Here is a 25,783-nt window from a genome sequence, read left to right as displayed (position 1 = left end):
CATTCTTCACGTATACCTCCGAAATGAATGGCTTCAGGACACAAGCCTTTGGTTCAGCCTGCCTCTGAGGCGCGTGTTAATGACGAGTTGTGTCGGCCACAATTCTATGGCCGTGTTCACTCATCTTATAGGGAGGAAGTGTATGTGAGCCAACCGAACAGGTTCGACTTAGGAGCTCCGGTGTGAGGTAACTAATAGGCGCGGCCCCTGTTCTGGGGCTTATTCCTGGGTTGAATGAGCCTTGTGAACGCTGGGAACCGCGCCTATTTTTCTTGAATTTTCTTTAGTCCGAGATTTCGATTAGCCGAGTTTCAAACGTGCACGGCGGCGTTCCGCCTGCAGGTCTGGGTCCGGAACTGGAGCGGCTGCGAGCAGTTCACGCGTGTATTCTTCGCGTGGGTAGTGCAGCACGAGGTCCGCTGGGCCTTGTTCGACGACCTTACCGGAGCGCATCACAACGACGTCGTCGGCGAGGTGGTCAACGACTGCGAGGTCGTGGGAGACGAACAGGCATGCGAACCCGAACTCTTTCTGCAGTTCGGTCAGCATTTCCAGAACCACGGCCTGAACCGACACGTCGAGCGCGGAGGTCGGTTCGTCTGCGATGAGCAGGGTTGGGTCCAGCGACAGTGCGCGTGCGATGCCGACGCGCTGCTTCTGACCACCGGAGAGCTCGTGCGGGTAGCGGTTGATGACGTCGGAAGGAAGCTTGACGGCGTCGAGCAGGGTTTTAGCCCGCTCGATGCGTGACTTCTTGTCCCCTACCTTGTGCACAACCATCGGTTCGGTGATGCATTCGCCGATCGGGAAGCGTGGGTCCAGCGATGCCGCTGGGTCCTGGAATATGACGCCCATCTTCTTACGCATCGCCTTGGCTTCGCGGCCACGTAGCTTGGTGAGGTCCTTGCCTTCGATGTGGAGCTCGCCTTCAGCGATCGGCAAGAGGCCAAGCACGGCTTTCGCGAGGGTGGATTTACCGGAGCCGGACTCCCCCACGAGCGCTGTGGTGCGGCCTTTGGAGACGTTGAAGTTGGCGCCTTCAACGGCGCGGAACTTGCCGCGGCGCACTTTGTACTCGACGGCAACGTCGCGCACGGAGACCACAACTTCGTCGTTGGCGCGTTCTTGTTCGATGCGGGCCGTGACTTGAGCGATTTCGTCGCCGAGGTCGGTGCTGTCGATGTTGACGTCTTCGAGACGTGGAACTGCGGCGAGGAGGCGCTGCGTGTATGGGTGTTGCGGGTTCGTCAGCAGTGAACGCGCTTCGCCTTGTTCGACGAGTTCACCCATGAACATGACTGCGACGCGGTCTGCGAGGTCTGCGACGACACCCATGTTGTGGGTGATGAGCAGGATCGCGACGTCGAGGGTGTCTTTGAGTTCACGCAACAGGTCGAGGACCTCTGCCTGAACGGTCACGTCGAGTGCGGTGGTCGGCTCGTCAGCGATGATGACTTCCGGGTCGCACGCGAGCGCCATCGCGATGACGATGCGCTGACGCTGACCGCCCGAGAACTGGTGCGGGTACTGGTTGATGCGCTTGGCGGCATCTGGGATACCTACGCGGTCGAGCAGTTCGATCGCTTTTTCGCGGGCAGCTTGGCCGTATGCGACGTGGTGTACTTCCATCGCTTCGGTGAGCTGTTTTTCGATTGTCAACACGGGGTTGAGCGCGGTCATTGGTTCCTGGAAGACCATCGCGACTTTGGTTGCGCGCATGCGGCGCATCTTTTCGCTTGGCAGGCCGATGACCTGGGTTCCGGCGACGTGCACCTTGCCTTGGATCTCTGCGGTGTCTGCGAGCAGGCCCATCGCGGAGAGGCTGGTCACGGATTTACCGGAGCCGGATTCACCCACGAGCGCGAGCACTTCGCCACGGCGTACATCGAGCGTTACGCCTTTGACGGCTTTGACGTGGGATTCGGTGGTAACGAAGTCAACTTTGAGGTTATCGAATGACAAGACGACTTCGTGCTTGCTTGGCGACGTCACTGTTTTGGTCGTGTCCGTGGCCGTTGCGCTAGCGTGTGCTGGCGTTCCGGAGACGTCAGTGTTGTCCACGGGCTTGTTTGGATCCGCGTGCTTGCTCACTTTTTGTCTCCTTCTGGGGTCTCTGGCTTGATGTCGTCCACGGTTGGGGTTCCTTGGTCAGGCTCCTGTGCGATCGGGACAGCGGAGACCTCATCGACGGTTTCCTTGTCGGTTGCGCCTGCGGTTGCGGTTTCTGCTTCCCAAGCGCCGCGGCGGTTTGCGCTGCCTGGGAAGATGAAGGACCACAGGGAACGCTTGCGGCGGCCTGCACCCTGGCGTGGGTCGAATGCGTCGCGGAGGCCGTCACCGATGAAGTTGATGGTCAGGGCGATCGTGAGGATCATGAGACCTGGCCACCAGAACAGCCATGGGCGGGTCGTGAACGAGTTCTGGTAGGTCGAGATGAGCAGACCCAGCGAGGACTGTGGTGGGCGCACACCGTACCCGAGGTAGGACAGCGAGGTTTCGAGCAACACGGCCGCAGCGATCGCGAGGGTCGCGTTGACGAGGATGGTGCCGATGGTGTTCGGGATGAGGTGCTTCATCACGATGCGGTTGGTCGAGGCACCCATGGCGCGGGCCGCGTCGATGAATTCGCGTTCGCGCAGTGAGAGCACCTGGGAGCGGACCAGACGTGAGAGGCCTGCCCAGGACACGGTGCCGAGCAGGAGGCCGAGGAACCATGGGGAGTTCACTGCGGATCCTGCGATGCGGCCGACGATCGCGGCGATCAGCAGCAGCGGGACAACGAAGAAGATGTCCGCGATACGCATGATGAGACCGTCGATGAATCCGCGGAAGTAACCGGAGATTGCGCCGAGGAGGGTTCCGAGAGCGGTTGAGACGACGCCGACGAGGACCGCGATGATGAGCGAGACCTGGGTTCCGCGCATCACGAGTGCGAAGTAGTCAACGCCGAGTGCGTCTTGCCCGAACCAGTGGGTTGACGATGGCGCGCCGCCGTCGACAATATCGCCTTGTTCGATGTAGTCGAAGCGCCACCAGCCTGGGATCGTGATTCCGAATGCTGAGATGCCGATCGAGGTGATGGAGACGACGATGATGAGCGCCAGAACGAAGGCGGAGATCATCGCTGGCTTGTGGCGTACGAAGCGACGGAAGACGAGCTGCCCCTGTGAGAGGGATTTGGTGTCTTTGCTCGCGAGCTTGGCGTCTTCGATCGCGGAGATCGAGACGCGTTGGTCTGTTGAGGCTTCGATGGTTTTGTTGCTCTTGTTTTCTGGGGTGTTCTGAGTCATGTCCTATCCCCTTTCCGTGTGGGTCCGGTAGTGACGTGCTACGTGGGCATCCGCTGGGCGGTGTGCGTTACACGGGGTTGTCATACTCGGATCCTCGGGTCGATGAGGGCGTAGATCACGTCAGCCAGGAGGTTGAAGAGGACGGCGATACCGCCTGTGACAACCACGAAAGCCATGACGGGGTTAGGGTCAACGTTGTTGAGGCCGGTCTGGAAGAGTTCACCCATACCCTTCCAACCGAAGACTTGCTCGGTGATGATCGCGCCACCGATCAGGGCGGCGAAGTCCATCACGACGATGGTCACGATAGGGATGAGCGCGTTGCGGAATGCGTGGCGCAAGATCACGGTGCGCTCTGGGAGGCCTTTAGCGCGTGCGGTGCGGATGTAGTCCTGCGAGTTGATTTCCATCATGGTTGCGCGGGTGTAGCGCGAGTAGGACGCGACGGAAACGACGGTCAGCAGGATGGTTGGCAGGAGAATCTGCGATCCGCGGTCGAGGGTTTGCAGCCAGAAGCCGCCTTCGAAGTTTGGCGTCTGTGAGCCGATTGTGGAGATCGGGCGTGGCTTGGCGTCGAGGAAGTCTGGCCATGCGTTGAAGATGTGCCAGACCATGGTGAGTGCCACACCTACGCCGACGGTTGCGAGCGATGCGCTGATCGCTTGGACGCGGAGGCGTCCGCCAAGGACGAAGCCGAGCAGCCATGGTACTGCGATGGCGAGTACGAGGCCGATCGCGAGGATCAGCACGGTTGGTTCGAGGAAGATGTTGTAGCCGGCGTAGAACACGACCATGACGAGTACTGCACAGATGAGTGCTGGCAGCAGGACGTGGCGGTGGCCTTCCTTGTTTTTGATGCCGACGGCGGTCGAGGTCGCGAAGACGGCGACGCCGATCACGATGAGCGCGATGACCCACGGCGGGAGCGATGGGTAGCGCCAGAAGTCTTGTGCGGTGAAGACGACCATCGCGACGCCGACGATGACGGCGGTTGCGAGGAAGCTGAAGAGGCGGCGTTTCCAGGATCCACCCATGAATAGCTGGATCACGAAGCCGGCGACGAGCGCTGTGAGGATCACTTGCGTCGTTGTGAAGCCGGGGTCGGCGATCCAGTTGTTGTAGTTGATCGCCGCGTATTCCTTGAGCAGGACTGCCGCCCAGAACACTGGCAGGGAGAAGAACACGAAAGCGAGGAAAGTGACGATGTAGTCGAGGTCGGAGTACTGACGGACTGCGGTCAGAACACCGATGCCGATGCCGATGACGATCGCGAGGATCACGGAGAGGGTCACGAGTCGCAGGGTCGAGTCTGCTGCAGCGGCGAGGCGTGCGCCGACTTGGTTTCCGTTGACGTCTAGGCCGAGGTCACATTGGCCGATGAGGCAGCCTGCTGTGCCTTTGAGCCAGTCCAGGTATCGCAGGCCCCATGGGGTGTCGAGCTGGAGGTTTCTGATGCGGGCTTCCATGGCCACGCGAACCTTTGGATCGGATGCGAGTTCTCGCATGCCTGCTAGCGGGTCGCCTGAGAATTGGATCAGGGAGTAGACCACGAAGGTGGCTAGCAGCAGGATGAGGACTGAGATGCCCAGACGCCGGAGGATGAATGTCAGCACGGTCGAAGACCTTTCGGTTTCGTGCGAAGTGATGGGATAGCGCTTCGGTAAGCGGGCCCGGAGTCGTTTGACTCCGGACCCGCTTTCCGTGGCTGCGTTGCGCCACTCAAGTGATGAGCGTGTGCTCAGATCTTTCTTGAGTTATTGGCGGGCGCAACGTGTTGCGATTCAGTTATCGAGCAGAGTGGCTTACTTGACGTACTGCCACTGGTCGATGTTCCAGGTGATACCGGACTGGGTCACGGTGTGTGCAATGTTAGCGAGGTTTGGATCTGCCGCTTCCATTGCTGGGTGCTGGAACACTGGGATGCCGTAGAGGTTCTCCCAGAGAGCCTTCTCAGCTTCCTTGACTGCTGCGAGGTGGTCTTCGTCGCTCATTGCGCGCTTCATCTTGTCGAATGCGGCGTCGACGTCAGCGTTCTTGAACTTACCGTAGTTCTGGGCGCCCTTCGAGTGGTAGATGTTCCAGCCGGAGGTCTTCTGGCCGGAGCCTGCCCATGCGAAGAGTGCTACTTCGTACTTACCGGTGTCCAGGGTGCCGCCCGGGTCGAAGAAGTCCTTGGAGGAGACGTCTTCGATCTTGAAGCCGGCCTTCTCACAGGAGTTCTTGATGAGCTGGACTTCCTGGCTACGGCGTGGGTTTGGTGCCGCGTAACCGATGCGGACGGTTGCGCCTTCCTTGCCCTTGTCCTTCAGGATCTTCTTGGCGCCTTCGATGTCTACTTCGTCGTATTCGCCGCCGTATGCTTCGTCGAGGACCGCCTGGTAGTTCTCGTCGTCGCTGAAGATCTCACGTGCGTTGAGAACCTGAGCGTCTGGGTTGACGGACTTGATCAGCTTGTCAACGATTTCCTGACGTGGGACACACATGGCGAATGCCTTGCGGATCTCGACGTCGTCAGCCATCAGGTTGCCCTTGCGGAAGTTGAAGTCGAGGTGTTCCCAGGTGAGCTGGTTACCCGAGTAGAGCTTGGCCTGGTTTTCCTTTTCGAGGCCGTGGAGCTGGTCTGCGATGTCCGGGGTGGTCTGTGGCGCGATGACCTGAACGTCAGCGTTCTTCAGACCCTGAACCATTGCGGAGTCGTCCATGAAGCGGAAGGTGATCTTCTCAACGCCTGGCTTCTCGCCCCAGTACTTAGGGTTCGCCTTGACGGTGACGGATTCGCCCTGCTGCCACGAGTCGAGGATGTATGGGCCACCCGAGACGTTGTCAGCTTCTTCTGGGAGCTTGCCTGGGCCGCGGTTCCAGCCGGTGTTCCAGAACTTCGCAGCCTTCTCAAGCTTCTTGGCGTCCTGGTCCTGGAGAGCCTTGATGTACTCTTCCTTGGACAAGCCACCGTTCTTAGCGATGACGTGCGCTGGGAAGTCGAGCCAGCTCTGCAACTGCCAGTCTGGGTTTGGTTCCTTGAAGGTGACGGTGAATGTCTTACCTTCTGGGTCACCCTGTGGGCCGTCTGGAACCTGTTCTACGAGGTCGTTGGAGACGTTGTTGAAGAGTGGTGCAGCGTTGCCGTCCTCGTCCTTTTCAGCGTCTGGGGAGGACATGGTGGACTGCGTGCCCCATGCGGAGATTGCGTCAGCTACGGTGATTGGCGTTCCGTCAGACCAGACAGCATCCTCGTGGATGGTGTATTCGACCTTCATTGGGTCTTCGGAGATGAGCTTGTAGGAGCCCATGTCCTTGTTCTGGTAGATCTTGCCGTCGGTGCCGTAGTAGTAGAAGCCTGGCATGTAGGTGCCAGCAACAGCGGAGGTGTAGGTGGAGTAGGTGTCCGGAGTGATGCCGTTGTAGCCGCCGTATTCGACGGAGCCTACGGTGAGCTTGATTTCCTTCTTCTGGGTCTCTACGCCGCTGAGTTCAAAACGGCCCGAGCCTTCGAACTGCTTGGCATCGCCGACAGACTGGCTGTCGCTACCCTTCTTGTTGTCGCCGTTGTCCTTCTTGTCACTGCCGCCCCCTGGGGAGCAAGCTGTGAGGGCCAAAGATGCAGCTGCGGTTGCGGCAACTGCCATGGAGATACGCTTCAGACGCATGTCCACTCCTGTCGTTCTCAAATGGTGCATTCAACTCGGCGGTGCCGGTTAGAGTGAGAATTCATGATCAATGTTAGCTAGATCACGTGCTCAGTAATATACAACACTTTTTCACAGCGAATATCAAGGTGAACTTTCAAACTCGACACGGTTAATCTCAGATGATGCGTTCATGGCCGGGTTGTGCTAGTTCTCGGGGCTGTTTCTGGGTTGCGGGGCGTGGCTGGTGCCCGGGGTTTCGGACGTGTCGTGTTGGTTTAGCTCGAGCGTCCTATCGACAGGGTTTTGCTGTTAGGCAGCAGGGTGTCGTTGTTAGGCCGTCTTTTGTCCGAGCGTTTGTTAAACGCAGTAGGGGTGAGACCATCACTGGTCTCACCCCTACTGGGTTATGCCGGCTGGTTACCCGTTAGGCGATCTAGTTTTCTTCGCCTGCACGGCGGCGGCGCATGAACGCCAGACCGAAGCCTGCAGCGATCATCGCAGCAGCGATACCAGCGACACCTGCAACCTGAGCACCGGTACGGGCAAGGTCACCACCATTACCTGGGGTTTCCGGAGCCGGAGCTGGAGCTGGCGCGTCTGGCTGAGCAACCGTGACACGCGCGGTCGCGGTGTCCTTGCTGCCATCAGGGTAGGTGAAGTCCACCTCGATGTTGCCAATGTCGCCTGGCTTAGCGTCCTTACCAGGAACCACGATCAGGGTGCAGTTCTTGCCCATGGACACGTTCCAGCCAGCTGGAACAGTGCTCATGTCAATCTCGCACGTGGTGCCCTTAGGCAGCTTGCCCGGCTTCAGCGGGATCTCAACCTTGTCACCAGGCTTGACGTTGGTGTCAGGGTATTCAGGCTGGTACTTATCCGAGTCCTTGCCCTTGCCATCGTCAGCAGGCTTCTCAACCTCGACAACTACGCGGTCGATCTCGTTGCCGTCCTTATCCTTGACAACAACCACGACCTTGTCACCAGGCTTGGCGTCCTTATCGATGTCGACAATCAGGTTGCCGTCCTCATCGATCTCAGCCGTGCCTGGGCCTTCCGTCTCAACGGTGGAGCCGTCAGGGACTGGGCCACCCTCGTTCGGGATCTCGACCTTATCGCCTGGCTGACCCTTATCGTCCTTCCAATCAGGCTTCTCAGCCTCTGGAGTGTCAGGCTTCTCAACCTCGACGACTACACGGTCGATCTCGTTGCCGTCCTTGTCCTTGACGATAACGACGATCTTGTCGCCTGGCTTGGCGTCCTTATCGATGTCAACGATCAGGTTGCCGTCCTCATCGATTTCAGCCGTGCCTGGACCTTCCGTCTCAACGGTGGAGCCGTCAGGGACAGGACCACCGGTGTTCGGGATCTCGACCTTGTCACCTGGCTTACCCTTGTCGTCCTTCCAGTCTGGCTTCTCAGCCTCTGGAGTGTCAGGTTCTTCAACCGTGACGGTGACGTCGACCTTGTCCTTCGAACCATCTGGGTAGGTCACCTCGACTGGAACGGTGATCTTGTCACCAGGCTTAGCATCCTCAGGGATGGTAACGGTGATTTCACCGGTGTTCTCGTCGATCTTCACACCGTCAGGCGCACCTTCGCCAGGACCGAACGTGGTGCCCTCAGGCGGCGTGGTGACCTTGCCGTCCTTGTCCTTGAACTCAGGCTTGTCGATCTTGACGTCCTCGCCCGGCTTACCCGAACCGTCCTCGTAACCAGGCGTGTGGTTGTCAGCGTCGGTCTCCTTGGCGTCAGGTTCGTTTACGGTGACGGTCACGTCAACGTTGTCCTTCGAACCATCCGGGTAGGTCACCTCGACAGGAACCGTGATCTTGTCACCAGGCTTAGCATCCTCAGGGATGGTAACGGTGATCTCACCAGTGTTCGGGTCGATCTTCACACCATCAGGAGCGTTATCGCCAGGACCGAAGGTCGTGCCCTCAGCCGGCGTAGCTGGTTTGCCGTCCTTGTCCTTGAAGGTAGGCTCGTCGATCTTGACGTCGCTGCCAGGCTTACCCGAACCATCCTCGTAACCAGGCTCGAACTCTTCGTTCTGCTTGGTATCAGGAGCGTCTGGTTCTTCAACGGTGACAGTCACGTCAACGTTGTCCTTCGAACCATCTGGGTAGGTCACCTCGACAGGAACCGTGATCTTGTCACCAGGCTTAGCATCCTCAGGGATGGTAACGGTGATCTCACCAGTGTTCTCGTCGACGGTCACACCATCAGGAGCGTCCTCACCAGGACCGAAGGTCGTACCCTCAGGAGGCGTGACATCGTTGCCGTCCTTGTCCTTGAAGGTAGGCTCGTCGATCTTGACCTCATCGCCTGGCTTACCCGAACCATCCTCGTAACCAGGCTCGAACTCTTCGTTCTGCTTGGTATCAGGAGCGTCAGGTTCTTCAACGGTGACAGTCACGTCAACGTTGTTCTTCGAACCATCTGGGTAGGTCACCTCGACAGGAACCGTGATCTTGTCACCAGGCTTAGCATCCTCAGGGATGGTAACGGTGATCTCACCAGTGTTCTCGTCGATGGTCACACCATCAGGAGCGTTTTCACCAGGACCGAAGGTCGTACCCTCAGGAGGCGTGACATCGTTGCCGTCCTTGTCCTTGAAGGTAGGCTCGTCGATCTTGACCTCATCGCCTGGCTTACCCGAACCATCCTCGTAACCAGGCTCGTAGATCGTGTTCTGGTCAGGAACCTTCGGGTTCTGGTCTTCCTCGTCCGGGATGCCGTCACCGTCATCGTCCGGATCCGTGACGTCAGGATCGCCGTCACCGTCGGTGTCCAGCTTGAACTTAGCTGGAGCCTCATCCTTGGTGCCATCCGGGTAGGTCACCGTGACAGGAACATCGAACTCCTCAACGGTGTCCTTGTTCAGCTTCGACTTATCAGGGAACGTAACCGTGATCTCACCGGTGTTCTCGTCAATCTCAACGACGTAGCCTTCAGGAGCCTCGAAGTCCTCAGGGATCGAGAACTTCGAACCCTCAGGAGCCGTGGTGTCCTTACCGTCCTTGTCAGTGAAGGATGGGGACGACTTGGTTTCCTCACCAGGAACAACCAGCTTGTCCTCGTACGCAGGCTCGTAGATCGTGTTCTGGTCAGGAACCTTCGGGTTCTGGTCTTCCTCGTCCGGGATGCCGTCACCGTCATCGTCCGGATCCGTGACGTCAGGATCGCCGTCGCCGTCAGTGTCCAGCTTGAAGTTAGCGTCCGTCTTGTCCGTGCTGCCGTCAGGGTAGGTCACTGTGACAGGAACATCGAACTCCTCAACGGTGTCCTTGTTCAGCTTCGACTTATCAGGGAACGTAACGGTGATCTCACCGGTGTTCTCGTCAATCTTGACTTCGTAGCCTTCAGGAGCCTTGAAGTCCTCAGGGATCGAGAACTTTGAACCCTCAGGAGCCTGGGTTTCCTTACCGTCCTTGTCAGTGAAGGTCGGGGACGACTTGGTTTCCTCACCAGGAACAACCAGCTTGTCCTCGTAAGCAGGCTCGAACTCGTCGCTCTGCTTGGTCTCGTCAACGACCTTGATAGGTGCGTTGATGACCTTGGTGGTGCCATCTTCGTAGGTGACCTTAACCGGAACGTTGTACGTACCTGGCTTAACGTCGGCACCCGGCTTGATGGTCAGCGTGCCATCAGCGTTTACGGTGACCCAGTCCTGCGGAGCGACACCTTCCGGAAGGCCGGCCTTCTGGAACTCAGGAGCGTTCTTGACGTCCTCTGCGGTTGCTGCAGCGAACTTAGCGGAGTCAGGAACAGCGGTGCCGTTCTTGTTGACCGGGCGCTCAGCCGTGGCCTCTTCGCCAACCTTGACCTCGGTCTCCTTGTATTCAGGAGCGACGTAGGCCAGGAAGGAGTCAGCCATGAGAGGCGTTTTCTCGTTAGCCGCGTTGTATACCGTGGCGGTGTACAGGGTGTCCTTAGCGAGGTCTTCCGGAACCTGGAAATCACACGAAGGAATCACACCGAGGTTGTCGGAGTTCGCCTCGCAACGGTGAACTTCCTTGCCCTCGCTGTCAGTCCAAACGATCACGTGACCAGTGTTCGGGATCAGACCGAACGTATCAGTCTTTGCGGTGTCACCAGGAGCCGCCGGGTTATCGGTCGTGTTGTACGGCGTGACATCGAAGCCGCGTGAAGTCTGACGCAACTGGAAGTCGAGGCTATTCACGTAGTTCGAACGAGGCCCACCGTCTGTGACCGTGTGCACCATCGAGGCACGAGTCACATCTTGGAACATCGCGCTCTGTACAGAGTCCATGTTCGCGTCAACGCCCTCTGGAAGAACCGGCGAGACATACATGTAGTCCTGGTTGATGTGCTTCGACCGCGTGTTGCCAGCGAGCCAGCTACCTTCGGTGGAGCTGCCGGCAAGTTCACCGAACTTATCAGCAGGAACAATGCCCTTGAAGTCGTAGGCGTCGCCATACAGCCCCTTGAACTGGAGCTGATATTTGCCTTCGTTATCCGTTTCGGTGATGACGGTTTCGGCGATAGCGCTCTTGCCGGTCTCGGCCTCGTATTCGGCCATGATCTGCTTCTGCGCTGCACGGAAGGCCTCAGTAGTGTAGCCCTTATTGTCTTTCTTCCACTGATCGAAACGACGCGCGACCTCATCCTGGACATAGGAGCCGCGAATCTTCACCTTAGGGACAGCGACATCGCCGTAGCGCTTCTCATACTGACCATCCCAGACATCGTTACCGAAGGTACCGCGCTGGTCGTAGTAGACCCGACCCTGAACCCAACCTTCACCTGTGTGAGCTTCACCGGTGGTGGACTTATCTTCAGGCAGGTACAGCCAATCCTGGCCACCCTCGACAACATCACGTTCGTGATACGCGATGTTGTAGTTCTCAGCGAGCTGGATTCCGACCGTACCGTTCCACGTACCGAGGTAACGGTCACCCTGGCCACCGAACACCGAGTCACCCTCAACGAACGCAAGCTGGAGGTTCTTCGGGTCCGGGTTGTCAGCCCAAATGCGGAGCTTCTGCCCAGCAGTCGCTTCCCACTTGTGGACAGTCCCCAGCGCATCGGTCCAGTCCGGCAGACTAATGGTGTACGTACCATCAGCCTTGGTCTGGGTGGTGTAGACGGGCGATACGGCGCCACGCTGCTTCTTGTTGTTGTAATCGATCCACTGAGCGTAGACCTTGACACCGGCAAGTGGCTCATCAACGTTCTGAGCCGAGGCAACGTTGGCGTCTCGGTCAAGGAAGACCTTACCGTTAACGGTCTTCTTTCCCAGCCAGTCACCCGGGGAGTCGATTGGGTCTTGCGCAGCGGCCGCAGGGGCAGGGTTGCTCCAGCTGATAAAACCAGGCGCAAGCGAAGCCGCGAGCGCGAGGGTCAGACCAGCTGCACCAGCGCGCAACGCACTACGCCCAAAGATGCCGCGAGACTTATTCTCGGTCATGAGTTGGAGATCCTCTCTTGTATCTACTCCAGGCCATCGCAGAGCATGCATTCGCCCACCCACCCGTGAGGTACGGGACATATCCACACGTCGCGTCGCGGAACCCACCGCAACAAAACTATGTCGATACTTTTGGCAGATCGGACAGGGCATAGCTCAGCCGAAGCCATTACTACTCATAGTAGCTTCACAGGAAGCAGGATTACACATGTACGTTTGATAAATTGCGAGACTTCACCAAACATTCACCACCGTCACCCAACTTCGCGCCTTAGAAGTGGCGCAAATCCGCGAAAACTAAGACGCTCCGACCCTTCGGACTGTCAGACGGGTCCGACACCTCGGACGGTAGTCGTCTCACATAGCGGATAGTTGAAATAAAAGCACTTGAGAAATAGCAACTTCAGACTTCAACTTCACGAGATAGACGTCACGCACCCTGCACAACACAGCCCAAGATCTGAATCACGATCTCCGGCTGGTCCGCATGCACCCAGTGCCCCGCACCCTTGACCATGACCTTGCGCACCGCAGGGAACAGCTCCTTCATGACCGGCACATCGGCGTCGCTGATGTAAACCGAATCTGCGCCACCGACCCACACCACCGGGCCTCCATACGGAACATCATCGCTTGAGCTCGGGAAGTCACCAATCTTCCCCAGCCACGAACGGAAGCTCGCCACATTCGGCTGCCACGACCAGCCATCACCCTCACGCTGCAGGTTCTGCAACAAGAAAGCTCTCACGCCCGGCTCCTCCACCTCGGAAGCCAGAGCCGCATCAGCATCCTTGCGAGATTCCAGACCATTCAGATCAAGTGACAGCACACTGTCCAAAAGGTGCTTGAACGGCGCATCTTGCGCCTCATAATCGGCAGGCCGCGGCGAAATATCAATCACCGCCAGAGCACGCACAAAATCCCCGTGGCGCAGGGCGACCTTCATCGCAACCTTGCCACCCATCGAATGCCCCACCACCACAGCAGAATCCACGCCACGAGCTTTCATAGTCGCGACCACCGAATCCGCCATCTGGTCGTACGAGAACTCATCCGTCCACGCGGCCGCTCCATGGTTCGGGAGATCCACCAGATACGACGTCGCCACCGAAGACAACGCCCGCGCCACCGACACAAAATTACGGCCGCGCCCCATCAAACCATGCAAAAACACGAGCGGGACAGGCCCCTCCCCCACAACCTGCACAGGAAGGTTCGCATCAAGCACCACAGAATCAGCCATGAGACCAGCCTAACCAGGCATGCATACGCAGAGCGCCAGCGAATGAGGCGAGTGGGCCGGGAAGCCGCCTAGCGGCACCAGCGCGGGCTATAAGCCGCGGCGGAACACGAAAATGCCCACACCGCCAAGCACCGCAACACCAGCGGCCGCCACAATCACACCCGCGGCCTGGGTACCACGATGAACCCACGGAATACCCACAGACTCCTGCGGACCCTGAGCCTCCGAACGGATATCACCCTGCGGAGTCACCTTCGCCAACGGCGCTAACGAGCCCGGCAGGGCATCGTCGCCCTCCGAGGCATCGTCCTCTTCTGCGGCATCGTCCGCGGCGTCATCCGTGACTTCCGGGGCAGGTGCTGGTGCGGCAGGGGCTAGCGGGTTAGAAGTTCCTAGGTCAGCGGCTACATGCGACTCATTCGAAGGAACAGGCACAGCATCGCTCGGCTCCACATCAATCACCGCCGGCAGGCTCGGATCAGCGGACGGGGCCACCGAAGGGTCCGGCTCAGCCGATGGAAGCGGCACCGCAGTAGGGACCGGCGCCCGGGTAGGTGCCGGCGCTGGTTCCGGAACAGATGTCGGTTGCGGAACAGGCACCGGCGACGGCACAGCCGTCGGAGCCGGATCTTCTGGAAGGTTCGACTCCACCGGAGGAAGCGGCACCGGAGTAGGTTCCTGCGTAGGCTCCGGGATCGGCTCAGGCGTCGGCGCAGGGCCAGGCCGCTGGGTCGGGGCCGTGCTTGGTTCAAGTGTCGGTTCCGGAGTTGGTTCCGGGCTGGGTTCCTGGGTCGGCTCAGTGGTTGGTTCCTGGCTCGGCTCAGGTGTCCGTTCCTCGCCCGGCTCCGGCGTCGGCTCAGGAGTAGGTTCCGGGGTAGGTTCCTCGGTTGGTTCAGGCGTCGGTTCTGGCGTTGGCTCAGGTTCCGGCTCCGAAACCGGTGGCAGCGTGAAGTTCACAACATACGAACCGAACGCGCCCCACGCAATCGGCAATCCCCCACTACTCGGGATATCAAACTGAGGCAACAATGCCGGGCTAGCCCAACCAAGCTCCGTATCCGGCGCATGGCCGATATACAGCATCGAGTACTTGAAGTTCACGTGCTTACGGCGTTCCCCCGGCTTGCACAAAGAATTGCCCAACGCACTCGTGAAACAACCATCGGAAGCATCCGAGGCAAGCTCGCCATGCAGCCGATCCTCAAGCAGCCCTTTATTAAACGTGCCGTCAAAAGCCAAAACATACTGGCCCTTGCTGTCCGTGAGCGTCATCTTCGTCTCAGCGATCCCCGACTTCCCCGTCAGCTGCTCATACTCTTTGAGCAACCGCACCTGTTCAGCCAAGGCCGCATCACGACCAACACCCGGATTCAACAGCATGAAACGATCCATGCCGTGCGCAACCCAGTCATTGACGTACGCACCAATCACCGTGACGCCCGCGGCCGGCGCCAAACCACCATCGGACGCATCGCCCTCAGAACCGCCACGAGCCTTCTGCTTCACAACCCCGATAAACGAGCCCTGGACACGCTTATCCCACCGCGGCAGCGAAGCCCAATCTGAGGAAACATGAGCGGCCTGCTCCGACCAGCGAGCAGCATTAAACAAGCCCGCAACATACGCGGAATCAGCGTCCATCCCGTCAACAGAGATCGGAGTGAAAACCGGGCCCGATACCGACGGGGCTACGGAGCTGTCACGGTCCGGACTGTCCTGGGCAACCGCATCGTTATTAACATCCTTGTTAAACGGCGCAGCAAGCGCAGACCCCGAAGCCTGGCCCGCGTGTGCAGCATCCGAACCCCACGACGGCGCGAAAGCCACACCAGCAGACAACGCGAGCGCGGCGGAACCTGCAACCCACCGCTTGGAGGACGGCAAAAGAACGCGTTGACGTTGACGCATACTCTTACCTCCCTCTTTTCAGCCGCGCAACCTATGAATGCTGGGCCGTCAATAAATGCAGAACAATCGATTAAACCAGTTCCACCAACATGCTCAGAACCACCAAAGCTGAGCCTCAGCTGTGAACCAACGCTGACCCGCCTTAGATTCTACTCCTTCATGCGGGCGGAATATATAGGTTCCAACGACAGAAGTGTTGCTGCTTCGCAGGCCCGCATATAGCAACACAAAGGATTTACTCAGAATTCCCTGATTTCGGAAATTCTTTCTGAGATCCCCAACACGCAACCAGAAGCCACACAGAAAGAACAATCAACACTGCACCGAGTAGGCTAAAAACATGACGAAGAACACGCAGAACAGCACCATGGAATACAACCGACTCGGCCGCGCCGGCCTCAAAGTATCCGAACTCTCCTTCGGCTCCTGGGTCACCTTCGGCGACACCATCGACACCGGCCTCGCAAAAGAATGCATGCAAGCCGCAGCCGACGCCGGCGTCAACTTCTTCGACAATGCCGAGGTCTACGCGGGCGGGCAGTCCGAAACCATCATGGGCAAAGCCATCGAAGAACTCGGCTGGAACCGCTCCGAATACATCATCTCCACCAAGCTGTTCTGGGGTATTTCCGACGGCAAGGTCAACCTCACCAACACGCTCAACCGCAAATACCTCATGCAGGGCATCGACGGCTCGCTCGAGCGCCTCGGCCTCGACTTCGTAGACCTCATCTACTGCCACCGCCCAGACCCAGAAACCACCATCGAAGAAACCGTGTGGGCCATGAGCGACATCGTCGCCAGCGGCAAGGCACTCTACTGGGGCACCTCCGAATGGTCCGCGGACGAAATCCGCGCCGCCTACGAGATCGCCGAACGCCACCACCTCCACAAGCCATACATGGAACAGCCGCAGTACAACCTGCTGGAACGCACCAAGGTCGAGCAGGAATACGCTCGCCTCTACGACGACATCGGGCTCGGCCTCACCACGTGGTCCCCACTTGCTGGCGGCATCCTCACCGGAAAATACCTCGACGAGATCCCTGAAGGCTCCCGTGCAGCGGGCCGCTACGGCAAGACCCTCGAAGCCGCGCTGGGCAACGAAACCCAAAAGGACCAGGTCCGCAAGCTCGTCGCAATGGCATCCGACCTCGGCGTGACCCCGGCTCAGCTTTCGCTCGCATGGCTGCTGAAAAACCCGAACGTCTCCACCGTCATCACCGGCGCAACCTCGGTCAAGCAGCTCAACGAAAACCTTGGCGCGCTCGAGGCGAAGGCAGCCCTCACGGACGAGGCAAAGGCCGAACTCGACCAGATCTTCGCCTAGTGCCAAGCCATTCTCGCTTAGCCCCAAGCCACGCGTAACTCGAAAACCACCCTCCCCTCAGGTAAGGTGGATCACATTTTCATACGTAACCGCAAAGAAGACATGCTCAGAACGCATGGCTGAGGAATTGAGATGAGTAGCGAAACTCACCGCGGCGCCGCCATAGCAGCGAATGCCAACGCCCCACAAGAAGGCGAACTGAAAAAGACACAAAAACCCGGATGGATTTTTGCTGTCGCTGTCGGATCAGCAGTCGGATGGGGTGCTTTCGTTCTCCCTGTCGACTGGCTCCACCAAGGCGGTATCGTCGGTGCCGCACTCGGTATGGCCATCGGCGGCGCCCTCATCGCTCTCATCGCGTTGAGCTACGGCATCGTCATCAAAGCCCTCCCCGTCACCGGCGGTGAGGTGGCGTACGCCCTCGTTGCTTTCGGACGGCGGCACGCGTTCGTTGTCGGATGGTTCCTCACGCTCGGGTACCTGTGTATCGTCGCGCTCAACGCATCAGCGATGGCGCTCGTAGCCAGACGCCTAGTGCCCGGGATCATGGAGAAAGTCCACCTATGGACCATCGCCGGATTCGACGTCTACCTGCCTGAGGTCATCTTCGCTTCCGCGTGCCTCGTCCTGTTCGGCTGGCTCAACATCCGCGGCGCCGAGTTCGGAGGCCGCGTCCAGTTCATCGCCGTGATCATCATGCTGATCGCAGTCGCGCTCATCGTGATCGGCGTGGTGGCCCTGGCCGGCCGCAACGAACTCAGCTTCGGCCCAGCCTTCCCAACCGACGTCCCGCCTATGGCCGCGATCATCACACTCGTTGCGATCGCGCCGTGGGCGTTCATCGGCTTTGATAACGTCCCGCAGGTCGCCGGCGAATTCAACTTCTCGCCACGTAAAGCACTCGGCCTCATCCTGTTCGCGATCTTCGCGGCAGTCGCCATCTACGTGCTCATGATCATGGCCGTATCGCTGTCGGCGGGCCCCGGAATCGAAAACATCGGCGACGACACGTGGGCACCAGCCGACGTCATCGCCGGCGTCCTCGGCCAGTTCGGCGTGGTGCTGCTGGTCATCGGCGTATCGATGGGTATCTTCACGGGCCTCAACGGGTTCACGATGTCCGCCTCCCGCGTCATTCTCTCGCTCGGCCGCGCACGCATGTTGCCGGAAGCCACCGCAAAGATCAGCCCACGCTTCCACACCCCACACGTCGCGCTCGTCGTGGTGGTTCTGCTGTGCCTCATCACCCCGTGGTTCGGCCGCGCTGCCCTCAGCTGGGTCGTGGACATGAGCTCCGTGGGTGTGACCATCGCGTACTTCTACACGTGCCTGTGCGCGTTCAAGGTCATGCACCGCGACCGCTCCCTCCTGCGCGCATCCGGGGAACGCGTCCCGTTCTGGATGGCGCTCTCCGGCCCGGTTGCGCTGCTCGGCGCTTTGATCTCCATCATGTTCCTGTTGCTTCTGTTCCTGCCGTTCTCGCCAGGTGCACTCGGTAAGGAATCGCTCATCGCGCTCATCGCGTGGCTCGTGCTCGGCGTCATCTTCTTCCTGGTGCGCCGCCCCCGCTTCGAAGCGCTCACCGAGGAAGAAACCCGCGACGTCATGCTCGGCGAACACCAAGACGTGTACCTCGACCAGGAACACATCGACGAAGAAGTCGAGCGCATCACCGGTGCGATCCCGATCGTCCCGATGCCAGGCGCAGACACCTCCGACATGGCACCACACACCGCCGCGGCCGCGGAGACCCTCGCCGAACAAGAACCGGACGATCCCGACCCAGCCAAACCCATGAAATAGCCACTAGGTTGGTGGGCTAACCGCTAGGTTGATGGGCCAACCGATACGCTAGTGCCCGGTGCTGACACGCTTCAGCGCCGGGCACTAACGTTTAACCACAGTGCCGTTTAACCACCAGCCGCGAACACACCGACCTCAAGCGAACAGGAGCCGCCATGGACGACATCGAGCTCTTCATGAACGCCTTCTCCTCCGTCAACCAAGACATCGGAGGGCTGCTTTGGAAACGCGGCTGGCTCGCCGACACCAACGTGGCCGACGACGAAGAACTCAGCTGGTTCTGGCCACCTACAGCCCCGGTCGGCTTCGGTGGACTGCCCGAATGGAGCGGCCGCCTGGCCAAATTGCCGGCCGGAACGCTGCCGCCGCGCCGCACCCCGTGGACCAAACCCACGACGCTGCGGAAAGTCAACGGGGCATGGCACCTGGAATTCGGTCAGGCACCACAGCTTGAAGCACGCGAAACCACGAAGTATTCGAACGAATACGACCTGCTACAAGACCTCAAAGCGATCGAATGCTGGCCCCTCACCGTGGAAGAAAACCGTGACATCCGCATGCACTGGCTCTACCAAGCCATGAAAGCCGAATCACGCCACGACCACTACCGCAACGTACGGCCCACCGAACCGTACGCGAGCCGGATCGAGGAACTCCAAGAACACGTCGACTGGGAAAACGACGCCCTCGAGGCCGCACGCACCGGACGCGAACTACCAGCGCCACCCGAAAGCGCCCGGCCACACGGAGACGTCAAAGCGAAACTCCTCATGGCAGAAGCCGAATCATGGGCCTCAGCCGTACGCACCGCACGCGTAGGCGGCCCCGGCTGGAGCATCAACAACCTGTAGAGCTAACCCAGCAGCGCTTTCAGCTGCTCGGCCCGCTCCCTCGTTGCTTCCGCCCCGGCTTCGGCAGCCCGCTCAGACTTGTTGAACGAAGTGAACCCCACATCGTCCATCGCAGGATCAATCAACACATCCGGCGGAAACAGCGACAACCGCATCTTGGTCAGCTGCGCCTGCATAATCTCGATCCCACGCACAGCCTCCTTGAACGTCCCCTTAAGGAACCGACCCGTGGGGACCGGCTGAGAATCCTTGGTCATATCCACGGTTTGCAAGGACGTCGCATTCACCGCAATCACATTCTGCGCCCCAAAGAAATGCGCCGCATCCACCGGCAACTGATTCAACATCCCGCCATCCATCAACAGATCAGTCCCCACCCGGACCGGCTCCAAAACCCCAGGGAACGCGGCCGAGGCATGCACCGCGGCGAGCAGATCCCCCGAATGCAGGTAGCGGGTGGTGCCGCTCGCGACATCCGTGGCCACCACAACCAACGGAATCTCAAGCTCCTCAAACGTCTCCGGCAAATACTGGGCCAAGAAGGAACGCAGACGCTTAGTCGAAAACACGCGGCCGCTGAAACCCCAATTCAGGACCTTCAACCAATCAACATTCGCGCTGATCTTCTGAACCGACGCCGCATCATGCCCCGCCGCAATCAACGCACCGATGATCCCGCCCATGCTCGTCCCAGCAATCACCTCCGGACGCACACCCAACGGCTCCAGCTCGCGCCACACCCCCACATGACACAAACCACGAGCACCACCGCCACCCAACGCTAAACCAAGCACACAAACCTCCTACACCTCCGGCGACGTGCCTGGTTCTACATTTCCGCATCAACCACAAAATCACCAGAGAAAACACCAATAAGACGCCGCCGCACCCGAGCCGTGCGAGACTGTCCATATGCTCACCGCCACCATGTGGGGAACCATCGCCGCCTCATCGCTCATCATCGGTGCCGTCCTCGGGCTCATCACGCCCTGGCCGCCGAAGCTCATCGGTGCGATCCTCGCATTCGGTGCCGGCGCAATCTTCTCAACCATCGCATTCGAACTCGCAGAAGAATCCATCACGAGCGGCGGGCCACTCGCCACCGCGATCGGCGTGGCACTCGGGGCGCTCACCTACTTCATCGCAGACCGGCTCATCGAAGGCCGCGAAACCCCGTCCGGTGCGGTCAGTGGGGCAAGTGCGGCGAGTGCGGCCAGTGAGGCGACCGAGGCCAGCACAGCGCAGCACTCATCCCGCACAAAGCGGCGAACCCGCCGCAATAACGCGGGAATGGTGCTCGTCATGGGAGCGATCCTCGACGGGATCCCGGAACAAACCGTGCTCGGTGTAGGAATGGGCGCCGGAAACGACGTCAGCATCGCGCTCCTCATTGCGATCTGCCTCGCCAACATCCCCGAATCCGTTGGCTCCGCCTCCGACATGAAATCGGCCGGCGTGCCGACGCGACGGATCCTCGGAATCTGGCTACTTGTCCCGGCGCTCTGCGCGCTGGCGACCGTGATCGGCTACGGACTCTCCCACACACTCTCCCCCGAAGCCCAAGCCGGAATCAACGGTTTCGCGGGCGGGGCGCTCCTCGTGATGCTCGTGGATTCGATGATCCCCGAAGCCCGCGCAAAAACCGGACGCACCGCAGGGCTACTCACCGTACTCGGCTTCGCACTCGGCGCCGGGCTCTCGCTGCTGACGTAACGGCGTGGACGGCGCTCGGTCCCGGCGCGACGGCTGCCTTCAAGCGGCAGGGTGGGTGCGCCGCACACCCACCAACGCAACGATCACAACGCAGGACGCCACCGCCATCGTCAGCGCCATCGGCAACGCGGTAGTGCCATCGCCAATACCCGTCAACGGCGCCACCACGGCGGCTAAACCAAACTGAGCCGCACCCAACAACGCAGACCCCGCTCCTGTACGGCCGCGCGAGGACTCCAAAGACAACGCCACCAAATTAGGCAGCAAGAAACCGTTACAGCACACCACCACAACAAACCCAGCCATCAATGGCCATGCGGACGCCTCCAACAAGGTCACCGAAACCACAAGCCACGCAACAGCCGCAACCTGCGTACACCCCACCATCGTGACCCAGCGACGCGGCGGAATCCGGTCGATAATCCACGGATTCACCGCGCTCGCAAGCACCAGCGAAAGCGAGTTGAACGTGAACATGGCCGCATACTCGCCGGCTGAGAAACCATTCATGCGGATCATGATGAACGAACTCGCCGAAATATAGGCGAACATCGTAGCGAAACTGCCCACATACATGAGAGTCGGGAACGCATACGCGCCACGGGTTAGCAACTCCCCCATGTTGCCGAACGCCTTCTTCAAACCGCCCGAATGCCGGTCCTCGCTACGTAGCGTCTCCGGGACAGCCCACCACACACCCAAAGCCGCCACCGCGAAAACACACGCCAACATCACAAACACAGCACGCCACGAAAGCCACGGAATCAAAACCCCACCCACCGCGGGAGCGATCACCGGTGCGATCGACTGAATCGCCATGATCGTGGACAACGCCTTAGCGATCCCCTTACCGCGCCCGATGTCCGCGATAATCGCCTTCGACAACACCACCCCAGCAGCGCCGCACAAACCCTGGAAACAGCGCGCCACAATCAACACCACAATGCTCGGAGCCAACGCCGCAACCAACGACGCCACACCCGAACCCACCAAGCCAAGCACCAACAGCGTGCGCCGGCCACGCTGATCAGACAACGGACCGATCACCAACTGACCCAACGCCATCGTGATCAAGAACCCCGTCAGCGACAACTGCGTCACCGACGCACTCGCACCAAACTCCCGGGAAATCTGATCCAGCCCCGGGATATAAGCGTCGATCGCAAACGGCGCCAGCCCACCACACAACCCCAACACCGCGATCATGCGGCGCGGCAACGGACGGCTCACAGAACGTTCTTCACTCATCAGCGACCATGCTACGACGCCCGCCCCGCCGCTAGCTCATTCGCTACCCCGGCAGTCGCTACCCCACAGGTAAACGCAACGTCACCTTAGAGCCCTGGCCGTGCCACGACTCCAGTCCCGTGGAACCGCCGTGCCGCTCGATGATGGCCCGCACCATCGGCAGCCCCAAGCCACTACCCTCGGTGCCGCGCACCTCACGCGAACGGCCAAGCTCTTCCCACACCGTCTCCAGCTCATCCGGCGCGATGCCGCGGCCCGTGTCCGCGCAGTCAATATAGACCGAACCGTCCGCCTCACGGCCATGGATTTCGATGCGCGCGCCCGGCTCCGAATACTTCACCGCGTTGCTCAGCACATTAGAGATAGCGAGGAACAGCAGGTCCGAGTCCCCATGAATGCGCGGCAACGGACGCGGTGCCCGCGGCAGAGCGACCTCGATGTGACGCTCACGCGCGCCAGGAACCTCCATGACCGTCTGAACGGCTTCCTCCACCAGCTCCGTGAGGTCCACGCTTGTCATCTCAAGCTCCGCGTGCTCAACCTCGCTGATCTTCCGCAAGTCACTCAACAGGCTAGAAAGCCGCTGAGCCTGGACGCCGATGCTGTCGAGCTGCCGCTGCGACGGCTCATCCGCGAGCGCGGCACGGATCCCCTGAATAGGGTTCTTCAACTCGTGATCCAGACGCGCCATGAGCCGATGCCGGCGCTGCGTCTGCTCCTCACGCTCCTTGCGAACGGCGCGCACCTCGCCCCGACGCAACCAGCTGACAGCCCACCAGCCAGTAAGCAACAGGGCAGTCGCAAAGAGCCCCAGAATGAAAGGAACCCACGCGAGCTGGGTCGCGGCCGTCAAAACCTTGCCGCTATCAAGTGGAGCCCACACGAGGCTCGCGACAAGCCCCACCACCAGCGGCGCAAAAACCCACAACAACGTCCAATTCAGCTTGCCGCTGCGACGCTGCTTGCGCTGTTGCTGTTGTGGCTGTGAGCGCGGTTGCTGGCGCGGCTGTTGGGTACGATGCGGGGACGGCTGACGCGGGGCCGGCTCAGTGTTGCCGTGGTGGGCTGGGGGCATGATCGGCGGATGCGGCGCCGATTGGCCCTGTAATTCAGTTGGGCGTGGCGGCTGGTTCATGCGCGCTCCACCTCGCCAGCGAAACGGTAGCCTTCGCCTGAGACCGTCTCGATCAAGGACTGACCGGCGCCCGCATCGCCGATCACCTTGCGGATCTCAGCAACACGGTGGTCAACCGCACGGGTGGTCACGATCGCCTCGAAACCCCACACGGTCTCCAGCAGACGCTGCCTCGAAAACACTTCATCAGGGTGGCTCATCAAGAACTCGAGCAACGCGAACGCCCGCGGGGTCAACGACTTCTCGCGGCCGTCAACAAAAATACGGCGAGCGGGCCTGTCCAGCTTCAGATCGCCAGCAACCAGCGACTCCGCCGCACTCAGCGGGGCACCACCCTGCCCGCTACGCCGCAACACCGCGCGAATCCGAGCCATCAACTCGACCGGATCGAAAGGCTTGGTCAAGTAGTCATCAGCGCCGTCATCGAGCGCGGCGGCACGTTCGAACGACTCCCCGACCTCCGTCAACAGGATCACCGGAAGCCAGTCGTCATCGGCTCGGATGCGGCGCAAAACCTCGCGGCCATCAACCCGCGGCATCAAAACATCCAAAATAACCAAGCTCGGGCGGCGGTGCTCAATCTTCCGCAGCGCATCCGCTCCGTCCACGGCGACGTCCACGTCCAAACCGTTCCGGCTCAAAACGGGTGCCAGATGTTCCCTGATGGTCGCGTCGTCATCAACCAACAGAATCTGCGGACGAGGCGCAACACCGCCCATGAACACTCCTACCCTTCACAACGCCAAGCGGGCCCACCACGCGGTGCATCCGCGCGATGGACCCAGCCTAGCCGCTAATAACGAATTTCGACCCGTCGGTTCTTCTCACGGCCTTCGAAATTCGGCTTCTCTTTGCTGCCGTTATCGGCAACCGGCTTCGAGTCAGCGAAGCCCTTCGCATCAACCTTGACATCCTTGCGCGCCGCCTTGATCGCATCAGCGACAGACTTTGCACGCAGTTCGGAAAGCTTCTTGTTCCCGACCTTCGACGGCACGTTATCCGTGTGGCCACCCACCGAAATCTTCGCACCCTTCGGAACATCCTTGACCAGCTCACCGATGCGCTTCTTCGCGTTATCAGAAAGCTCATGCTTATCGATGTTGAAAAGGATGTCAGAGGAAAGACTCAGGACTTCCTTGCCCTCTTCTTTCCGCTTAGTTTCAAGCTTCTTGATGCCCAGATCCATCTTTTCGATCATCGGATCAATCGGATGAATCGAGTCAGAAATCTCTTCATCGCTCAGTTCAGACAGATCATCATCCGCGAGCGCCGGTTGCGCCCCCGCCACCAAGGCGAGAGCCACGAGCGACGCCGCAACACCTGTTACGCGCCTCAATCGATCTCAACCCCCTGAGCCATCTCCACGCTGTTCCACAAGTTGATGTCCATCTCGTGTACGTCCTCAGGTGGAGCCGCGAACACGGACGTCGAATACACGCGCTTCCCCGGGGTCAGGTGCACAACCTGGTTGGTGGTCGCTCGAGCGTTCAGCCGCTCATGCTTGTTGAGGTTCTTCTGGTCGATCGCGTACTCAGTCACGAGGTGCTGATTCCCCGCGACCTTCCACAGGTTGAACTTGCCTTCATCTTCCGCGGTGGTGTGCAGCGTGTAGCCGTAGACGACCTTGACGAACTTGCCTTCACGCTTCGCCTCAAGCATGTCGATGGTCAGCTTGGCGTCCTTATCGCCTTCCACAGTCACGCCCGTGGTGACGGTCAGGATCGGTTCCCGGTTGTCCATCTCGCCGGACTGGCTACCTTCGCCGGAGTCGTTGCCCTGGTCAGTTGCATTGTCCGATGCGGTGGAATCGGTTGCGGTGGAATCGCCCGACGTGGTCTGGGCTTGGTCTTCCGTGGTTGCGTTGTCGTCCTGGGTGCTCTGCTGTGCAGAAGCCTGGTTCGCGTTCTGGTCCTGGCCCTCATCGCTCACACCCACCGAGCAGCCCGCCAAACCAATGGATGAGGCGAGCGCCAGGCCCAGGATCATCTTGCTAGCAGTTGACTTGTTCATAGCTAAACCTTTCGCCTTTACAGAAAGCTGTGTGCCTCCGTCTCGTTTACAATGCTACGAACAATCAGGAGGCGTTTTTTCGCAGCTTTGTCTCAAACAGTGAGTTTTCGTATCGATATCGCGACAACCCCGGAAACCCGTCAGTACCGGGCCCTGGGCCCGCGCTTTAGTACCGGATCTAGACGCGGCGGT

General features: G+C 59.8%; 17 protein-coding genes. 4 read left to right on the top strand and 13 right to left on the bottom strand.

Features of this window, described 5'->3' with window-relative positions; genetic code table 11:
* Positions 1-300: 300 nt before the first annotated feature.
* From CAY35_RS03325 to CAY35_RS09565, 7 genes are all read right to left on the bottom strand, one after another.
* Entirely contained in the window at positions 301-2,091 is a 1,791-nt protein-coding gene (locus tag CAY35_RS03325; protein WP_445934049.1) for an ABC transporter ATP-binding protein, read from the bottom strand.
* Positions 2,088-3,290 (bottom strand): ABC transporter permease, encoded by a 1,203-nt coding sequence (locus CAY35_RS03320; RefSeq protein WP_109303277.1) that lies wholly within the window; start codon positions 3,288-3,290, stop codon positions 2,088-2,090. The genes CAY35_RS03325 and CAY35_RS03320 overlap by 4 nt, the downstream gene beginning before the upstream one ends.
* 80 nt (positions 3,291-3,370) lie before the next feature.
* A complete protein-coding gene (locus CAY35_RS03315) occupies positions 3,371-4,903 on the bottom strand; it encodes an ABC transporter permease (RefSeq protein WP_109303276.1) in 1,533 nt (510 codons plus the stop codon).
* A 189-nt stretch (positions 4,904-5,092) separates the two neighbouring features.
* On the bottom strand, positions 5,093-6,937 hold the full coding sequence (locus tag CAY35_RS03310; RefSeq protein ID WP_109303275.1) for an ABC transporter family substrate-binding protein: 1,845 nt from the start codon (positions 6,935-6,937) through the stop codon (positions 5,093-5,095).
* Between the two features lie 415 nt (positions 6,938-7,352).
* The gene (locus CAY35_RS03305) at positions 7,353-12,350 is read right to left on the bottom strand and encodes a YPDG domain-containing protein (protein ID WP_181377468.1); all 4,998 of its coding nucleotides are present in this window, start codon (positions 12,348-12,350) and stop codon (positions 7,353-7,355) included.
* Between the two features lie 430 nt (positions 12,351-12,780).
* Positions 12,781-13,593 carry an alpha/beta fold hydrolase gene (locus CAY35_RS03300; protein WP_109303273.1) on the bottom strand — a complete coding sequence of 271 codons (813 nt, stop codon included), beginning with the start codon at positions 13,591-13,593 and terminating at the stop codon, positions 12,781-12,783.
* Between the two features lie 87 nt (positions 13,594-13,680).
* Positions 13,681-15,501, bottom strand: coding sequence for a hypothetical protein (locus tag CAY35_RS09565; protein ID WP_181377467.1), 1,821 nt, complete (start codon positions 15,499-15,501; stop codon positions 13,681-13,683).
* A 340-nt stretch (positions 15,502-15,841) separates the two neighbouring features.
* Here CAY35_RS09565 and CAY35_RS03290 point away from each other — a divergent pair, with 340 nt between their 5' ends.
* The 3 genes from CAY35_RS03290 (at position 15,842) to CAY35_RS03280 (ending at position 19,485) form a co-directional block, all read left to right on the top strand.
* Entirely contained in the window at positions 15,842-16,831 is a 990-nt protein-coding gene (locus tag CAY35_RS03290; RefSeq protein ID WP_233430929.1) for a potassium channel beta subunit family protein, read from the top strand.
* A gap of 132 nt (positions 16,832-16,963) precedes the next feature.
* Positions 16,964-18,634, top strand: a complete 1,671-nt coding sequence (locus CAY35_RS03285) for an APC family permease (RefSeq protein ID WP_109303272.1) — start codon at positions 16,964-16,966, stop codon at positions 18,632-18,634.
* A 155-nt stretch (positions 18,635-18,789) separates the two neighbouring features.
* Positions 18,790-19,485, top strand: a complete 696-nt coding sequence (locus CAY35_RS03280; RefSeq protein WP_109303271.1) for a hypothetical protein — start codon at positions 18,790-18,792, stop codon at positions 19,483-19,485.
* Positions 19,486-19,487: 2 nt separating this feature from the next.
* Here CAY35_RS03280 and CAY35_RS03275 read toward each other — a convergent pair whose 3' ends face one another.
* Positions 19,488-20,279: a patatin-like phospholipase family protein gene (locus CAY35_RS03275; RefSeq protein ID WP_109303270.1), complete on the bottom strand. Its 792-nt coding sequence runs from the start codon at positions 20,277-20,279 to the stop codon at positions 19,488-19,490.
* Positions 20,280-20,397: 118 nt separating this feature from the next.
* Here CAY35_RS03275 and CAY35_RS03270 point away from each other — a divergent pair, with 118 nt between their 5' ends.
* Positions 20,398-21,198 carry a ZIP family metal transporter gene (locus CAY35_RS03270; protein ID WP_109303269.1) on the top strand — a complete coding sequence of 267 codons (801 nt, stop codon included), beginning with the start codon at positions 20,398-20,400 and terminating at the stop codon, positions 21,196-21,198.
* Positions 21,199-21,237: 39 nt separating this feature from the next.
* Here the strand turns inward: CAY35_RS03270 and CAY35_RS03265 are convergent, their stop codons facing one another.
* The 5 genes from CAY35_RS03265 to CAY35_RS03245 form a co-directional block, all read right to left on the bottom strand.
* On the bottom strand, positions 21,238-22,446 hold the full coding sequence (locus CAY35_RS03265; protein ID WP_109303268.1) for a multidrug effflux MFS transporter: 1,209 nt from the start codon (positions 22,444-22,446) through the stop codon (positions 21,238-21,240).
* Between the two features lie 58 nt (positions 22,447-22,504).
* Positions 22,505-23,581 carry a sensor histidine kinase gene (locus tag CAY35_RS03260; RefSeq protein ID WP_258265603.1) on the bottom strand — a complete coding sequence of 359 codons (1,077 nt, stop codon included), beginning with the start codon at positions 23,579-23,581 and terminating at the stop codon, positions 22,505-22,507.
* The gene (locus CAY35_RS03255) at positions 23,578-24,300 is read right to left on the bottom strand and encodes a response regulator transcription factor (protein WP_101630560.1); all 723 of its coding nucleotides are present in this window, start codon (positions 24,298-24,300) and stop codon (positions 23,578-23,580) included. The genes CAY35_RS03260 and CAY35_RS03255 overlap by 4 nt, the downstream gene beginning before the upstream one ends.
* Before the next feature lie 74 nt (positions 24,301-24,374).
* A complete protein-coding gene (locus tag CAY35_RS03250) occupies positions 24,375-24,917 on the bottom strand; it encodes an OmpA family protein (protein ID WP_109303267.1) in 543 nt (180 codons plus the stop codon).
* Positions 24,914-25,591: a hypothetical protein gene (locus CAY35_RS03245; RefSeq protein WP_109303266.1), complete on the bottom strand. Its 678-nt coding sequence runs from the start codon at positions 25,589-25,591 to the stop codon at positions 24,914-24,916. The genes CAY35_RS03250 and CAY35_RS03245 overlap by 4 nt, the downstream gene beginning before the upstream one ends.
* Positions 25,592-25,783: the final 192 nt, after the last annotated feature.

It is taken from the genome of Pseudoglutamicibacter cumminsii (assembly GCF_003143995.1).
GTDB lineage: Bacteria > Actinomycetota > Actinomycetes > Actinomycetales > Micrococcaceae > Pseudoglutamicibacter > Pseudoglutamicibacter cumminsii_B.
Note: the sequence above shows the minus strand (reverse complement) of the source record. Positions and strands in the feature narration are given on the sequence as shown.